The following is a 5,775-nucleotide window of genomic DNA, read 5'->3' as shown; positions in this document are numbered from 1 at the left end:
GGCCACTTCGTGACGCATCCGCATGAGATTGCACGCCACTATGTGTGCGGCCTGTGCAACCCGCCGGCCCGCGCCGGCAAGGGCCGCGCCGCTGGCGCGCTGCAGATGCACTGAGTCACAGACTGACCGACCGAACCGACCGCGACGATGCGCGCCCGCGTCTGCCTGGTGGTGATTGCCCGCGACGAGGCGGGCCGTATCGCGCGTCTGCTGGACAGTGTGCGGCCCTGGGTGGACGAGATGCTGGTGCTGGACACCGGCTCCACCGATGACACGGCTGCCTTGGCCGCCGCGCATGGCGCGCGGGTGGCGCACTTCAGCTGGTGCCATGACTTCTCCGCGGCGCGCAATCGTGCGCTGGAGCTGGCCGGGGCCGACTGGCATCTGGTGCTCGATGCGGACGAATGGCTGATTGACGGCGGCGAAGCGCTGCTGGCGCTGCGCGATGCAGCGCCGAACTTCGTCGGCACCGTCGCGCTGGAAGACCAGTTCTTTGACGGCCAGCTGCACAGCAGCGCGCATTCCCGCCTGAGCCGGCTGCTGCCGGGCGCTGTCCGCTATGCCGGCCTGGTGCATGAGCAGCCGGTGCATCAGCTGCCGCTGCGCGACCTGCCCCTGCGTGTCGGCCATGACGGGTATCTGCCCGAGCGCCTGCACGACAAGCAAGGCCGCAACCGCCAGTTGCTCGAGCGTGAGCTGGACCTGCATCCGGACGACGCCTACCTCTGGTACCAGCTCGGCAAGGATGCCTATGTCTACGAAGACTACGAACTGGCCGAGAGCGCCTTCGCGCGCGCCGATGCACTGCCTCATCCGCAGGACGGCTGGTGGTTCGATCTGATGGCGCGGCGCCTGTTCGCGCTCAAGCAGCTCAAGCGCCACGCGCAAGGGCTGCAGCTGGCCGAGCAGCAGCTCGGCGTCTGCGGCGATTCACCGGACTTTTTTTTCACGCTGGGCGACCTGCTGCTGGATTTCGCGGCCGACGAGCCGGCCCAAGGCGAAGCCCTGCTGCCGCTGATCGAGCAGGCCTGGGAGCGCTGCCTGGCACTGGGCGAGCGGCCGCTGCACAGCGGCGCCGTTGCCGGCCGCGGCAGCCATCTGGCTGCGCACAATCTGGCCCTGCTGCTTGAAGCCACAGGGCGCGAGGCCCAGGCGCATCAGCTGCGGGGCATGCATGCGCCGCTCAAGCAGGGTCTTTCGGCATGAGCGGCGGCGCCGCACGCAGCGCCGATCTGCGCCTGCCGCGCTACCTGGAACGCTTCCGCTGCGTCGGCGGCGACTGCCCCGAGACCTGCTGTGGCGGCTGGAGCGTCGCGATCGACCGTGCCACCTACCAGCGTTATGTGCAAATCCGCAAGGAGCCACTGGCCAGCCTGATGCGACAGTATCTGCGGCACGATCCGAGCGGCAGCAGTGCTCGGCAGGCCACCATGGCGCTGCGTGAAGACTTGAGCTGTCCGATGCTCGATGAGCAGCAGTTGTGCCGCATCCAGCGCGAGCAGGGCGCGGCGGCGCTGTCGCAGACCTGCCGGCAGTACCCGCGCCTGATGGGTCAGGATGGGCTGACGATGCAGCAGCACGCCTCACTGAGCTGCCCCGAGGCGGCCCGACTGGCCTTGAGCGATGCGGACGCGATGGACTGGGTGCAGACCCGCATGCCGGCCGCTGAGGCCTTGGCCGTCCCCCTGTACCGGCGCCGGCCGCCCGTGGCGCCCGCTGAGACCGACCTGGTGCGTGCGCACGCGCCCTTGATCGGCGATGTGGCGATGGCGCTGCAGCGCTTGCCGGGGCTGAGCGCGAGCCAGGGGCTGGTTCTGACGGGCATGCTGCTGCGACGCATCGCGGCGATCGAGGAGGTGGGCGAAGCCGGGACGCTGGCGCTGGCCGCGGTCCTGGAGCAAGCGCTGTCGCCGCAGCGGCTGGACGCCGCGCCGCAGTTGCTGAGCCAGATGCCGATTCCGCGCCAGGCCCAGCTGAGCCTGCTGTGGGAAGCCACGGCACGCTATCTGGGCCGGCATGGCGGGCGTCCCTCGTTTCGGCAGCTGGCACTGGATGTCAGCCAGGGCCTGGCCTTATCCGAGGGCCTGGAGCAGGGCGCGCAGCGCCTTGAGCAGATCGCGCTGCCGCGCCTGCTGGCGCTCGAGGCTGCTCAGCCGCATCTGCTGAAGAATCTTCTGCTCAACGAGTTGGGCAAGTCGCTGTTTCCCCACGGCGACCGAGCGGGCCTGGAACGGGAGTTCATGGGCCTGGCCGTGCGCTATGCCATGGTGCGGCTCTACGCGCTGGGTCTTGCCGCACTGCGGGGTGATGCCTTTGGTCCCGAGGACTTGGTTCGGGCCACCTATGTGGTGGCGCGAAACATTGAGCACCACCGCGAGTTCCTGCCGGCCCTGTTCGCCGATCTTGAGGCCGCCGACGCGATGCGCCTCGAGGTCCTGGCGACGCTGGTGCTCTGAGCAAACCCGCCATCCCCCACCGACGGCCACCACCCTGCGGCGCGCAGCATCCGAAGTGACAGGCTTGTAGGAAAAAGCCTGACAAGGGGAGGTGTGGGAGGGAGACAGAAGAGACGGATTTGGGCTGATGTTTGGGTTTTGTTCCGGTCTTCACAATTCGTTTCACGTTGAGACGAGCGGTGAAGCCCGCGACACACCGAGTAAAGCAACAGGAGCCCAAGATGAACGCAGACCAAATCCTTGCCGAGATCCGCGAAGCGAATCTGTCGTACCTGATGCTGGCGCAGAGCCTGATCCGCGCAGACCGCGAGCAGGCGCTGTATCGACTGGGCGTGTCGGAAGAGACGGCGACGCTGATCGGCACGCTGAGCCCGGCACAGATCATGAAGATTGCTGCGGGAAACACGCTGCTGTGCCGCTTCCGCATGGACGACGACCTGGTGTGGGGCCTGCTGACCAGCCACGGCAAGACGGCCGCGAACGACCAAGTGTCCCGCCTGCATGCTTCGATCCTGATGGCCGGCCGCCACCAAGAAGCCGCCTGACCCTGACAGCCTGAACCGAATCCGGAGACCGACCATGCGCCAGAAGAGCATCCTGACTGAAGCCCGCCAGATCGAACGTGCGGTGACGCTGATCAACCTCGGTGCCCGCCTGCAAGTGCTGGAGTCGGAGACGGACCTGAGCTACGAGCGACTGCTGCGCCTGTACAAGGAAGTGTCGGGCAAGAGCCCGAGCAAGGGCCAGTTGCCGTTCAGCACGGACTGGTTCATGACCTGGCAGCCGAACATCCATGCGAGCCTGTTCCTGAACATCCACGAGTACCTGAACAAGGCCGCGGAGATGGATGAGATCGACACGGTGATCAAGGCCTACCAGCTGTACGCGGAGCAGACCACGGCGCAGAGCCTGGAGCCGCTGCTGAGCGTGACGCGGGCGTGGCGCCTGGTGAAGTTCATCGACAACGGCATGCTGACGATGACCAAGTGCAGCAAGTGCGGTGGCCACTTCGTGACGCATCCGCATGAGATTGCACGCCACTATGTGTGCGGCCTGTGCAACCCGCCGGCCCGCGCCGGCAAGGGCCGCGCCGCTGGCGCGCTGCAGATGCACTGAGTCATTGACGAGACATCAGCATGGAGTCGGCACAGGCAATGGGCGGATCGCCATCAGTCTTGCCGAGCTGGGCTCGCTGGCCACTGCCGGCATTGTTGAGCTGGGCATTGGCTTGGGCTGCCTACCTGATGCTGGGCGCCCTGGGGCTGCCGATTTTGCTGGCGCTCACTGCGGCCAGCACCTTGGGGCTCGGGCTCTCGATCATCCATGACAGCCGCTGGCGCCGCCTGATGGTGGCCGGGGGCTTTCCACTGTCTTTCCTACTCAGCGGCAGCGCGGCAGCCATCCCGGGCTGGGCCTGGCTGCTGCCTCTGGCGCTGCTGGCGCTGGCCTATCCCCGTCATGCCTGGCGCGATGCGCCGCTGTTTCCCACACCGCGCGATGCGCTGCTCGAACTGGCACGCCTGGCGCCCTTACCGGCCGGCGCCCGCGTGCTGGATGCCGGCTGCGGCCTGGGTGCCGGCCTGCTGGAACTGCGTCGCGCCTATCCGGAGGCTCGCATCAGCGGCATCGAGTGGAGTCCGCTGCTGGCACGCCTGGCGGCCTGGCGCTGCGGATGGGCCGAGGTCAGGCGCGGCGATATGTGGGCTCAATCCTGGGCCGAGTTCGATCTGGTCTATTTGTTTCAGCGCCCCGAGTCGATGCAGCAGGCGCTGCAGAAGGCGCGTGCCGAACTGCGGCCGGGCGCCTGGCTGGCCAGCCTGGATTTCGAGTTGCCCGAAGTGGCGCCGCTGGCCACCGTCGCTCTGGGGCGACGCCATCGCCTGCTGCTGTACCGGCCTCAGCTCAAGAAGTGCGCTGAGCGGTCGATATAGAAACATCGGTAAAAGGATCAAGGACGGTTTCTTGTCTCCTCCTGGCACCTCAATGGTGCCTTGCGGCGGCGCTCTCTCGAAGCAGAGCGGCCGCCGCTTCTTTTTGTGCCGGGAATTCCCGCTTGTTGCGGCCATTGGCGGCGCAAGGGTCGCTTGATACTCAAGCTACTGCCTGCAGCGCCGATATGGTCGAAGAGAGAGTGGGCTGTTGCGGCCCGATCCCAGGACAGCGAAACGGATTGGTTCATGTTTGTCATCATCGGTTGGGTCGTGGCCATGGCTTGCATCTTCGGCGTGTACATCGCGCACGGAGGCAATATGGGCGTGATCTTGAAGGCTTTGCCCTTCGAGATGACGACGATCTTTGGCGCGGCCATCGGCGCCATGCTCGCCACCAATCCGCCCAAGGTCATGAAGGCCACGATGAAGGGGCTGGCGACCTGCTTCAAGGGCGGCAAGTACACCAAGGCCCGCTACATGGACCTGCTGGCCTTGCTCTACGACATCCTGCAGAAGGCGCGCAAGGAAGGCCTGATGTCCATCGAAAAGGACGTCGAGGACCCGCACAGCTCGGCGCTGTTCCAGAAATACCCGATCGTCGGCAATGACCACCATGTGGCCGAGTTCATCACCGACTACCTGCGCATGATGGTGTCGGGCAATCTGAATGCACACGAGATCGAGTCCTTGATGGATAACGAGATCGACACCCACCATCACGAGGCCTTCTTGGCGGTTCAGGCCATTCAGCGCCTGGCCGGCGGTTTGCCGGCCTTCGGCATCGTGGCTGCCGTGCTGGGCGTGGTGAACACCATGGGTTCGGTGGGGCAGCCGCCGGCGGTGCTGGGCGGCATGATCGGCTCGGCCCTGGTTGGTACCTTCCTCGGCATTCTGCTGGCCTACGCATTTGCCGAACCCTTGGCTGGCCTGTTGGAGTCCAAGGTGGATGAGGACGGCAAGGAACTGCAATGCATCAAGACCACCTTGCTGGCTTCGATGCAGGGCTACGCACCTCAGGTGGCCATCGAGTTTGGCCGCAAGGTGCTGTACTCCACCGAGCGGCCCACCTTCGCCGAGCTCGAAGGTCACGTGAAGAAGAAGTGATGATGTTGTTGCTGTCGACCTTCGCTTCACGCTGCGCCGCGCGTACTGACGCCGGCTTGCGCCTGGAGGCCTTGGTGCAGGGAGACGTTCATGGCTGGTGACGCCAAAAAACTCCAGCCCATTATCATCAAGCGCGTCAAGAAGGGCGGCCATGCCGCGCATGGTGGTGCCTGGAAGATCGCCTATGCCGACTTCGTGACGGCCATGATGGCCTTCTTCCTGCTGATGTGGCTGCTGGGTTCGACCACCGAGGGCGACAAGAAGGGCATTGCCGACTATTTCGC

8 protein-coding genes are annotated in these 5,775 nt (G+C 65.8%); all 8 read left to right on the top strand.

The window, feature by feature from the left end:
- Positions 1 to 114: FlhC family transcriptional regulator (locus tag ACIQ67_RS18965; protein WP_397535938.1), on the top strand; the 114-nt coding region annotated here is incomplete at its 5' end.
- 33 nt (positions 115 to 147) lie between these two features.
- Positions 148 to 1,206: a glycosyltransferase gene (locus ACIQ67_RS18960; RefSeq protein ID WP_397535936.1), complete on the top strand. Its 1,059-nt coding sequence runs from the start codon at positions 148 to 150 to the stop codon at positions 1,204 to 1,206.
- Positions 1,203 to 2,456, top strand: coding sequence for a flagellin lysine-N-methylase (gene fliB / locus ACIQ67_RS18955; RefSeq protein ID WP_397535935.1), 1,254 nt, complete (start codon positions 1,203 to 1,205; stop codon positions 2,454 to 2,456). The genes ACIQ67_RS18960 and fliB overlap by 4 nt, the downstream gene beginning before the upstream one ends.
- A 221-nt stretch (positions 2,457 to 2,677) precedes the next feature.
- Positions 2,678 to 3,001, top strand: coding sequence for a flagellar transcriptional regulator FlhD (flhD, locus tag ACIQ67_RS18950; protein ID WP_397535934.1), 324 nt, complete (start codon positions 2,678 to 2,680; stop codon positions 2,999 to 3,001).
- A gap of 34 nt (positions 3,002 to 3,035) precedes the next feature.
- On the top strand, positions 3,036 to 3,572 hold the full coding sequence (gene flhC / locus ACIQ67_RS18945) for a flagellar transcriptional regulator FlhC (RefSeq protein ID WP_397535933.1): 537 nt from the start codon (positions 3,036 to 3,038) through the stop codon (positions 3,570 to 3,572).
- A 38-nt stretch (positions 3,573 to 3,610) separates the two neighbouring features.
- Complete coding sequence (locus ACIQ67_RS18940) at positions 3,611 to 4,387, top strand: class I SAM-dependent methyltransferase (protein ID WP_397535937.1); 777 nt, start codon at positions 3,611 to 3,613, stop codon at positions 4,385 to 4,387.
- A 246-nt stretch (positions 4,388 to 4,633) separates the two neighbouring features.
- Positions 4,634 to 5,491 carry a flagellar motor stator protein MotA gene (gene motA, locus ACIQ67_RS18935; protein WP_397535932.1) on the top strand — a complete coding sequence of 286 codons (858 nt, stop codon included), beginning with the start codon at positions 4,634 to 4,636 and terminating at the stop codon, positions 5,489 to 5,491.
- A gap of 90 nt (positions 5,492 to 5,581) precedes the next feature.
- Positions 5,582 to 5,775 (top strand): flagellar motor protein MotB (locus tag ACIQ67_RS18930; protein ID WP_397535931.1); only part of this gene is annotated, 194 nt, incomplete at its 3' end.

It is taken from the genome of Roseateles sp. (assembly GCF_044373315.1).
Taxonomy (GTDB): Bacteria; Pseudomonadota; Gammaproteobacteria; order Burkholderiales; family Burkholderiaceae_C; genus JACDQM01.
Note: the sequence above shows the minus strand (reverse complement) of the source record. Positions and strands in the feature narration are given on the sequence as shown.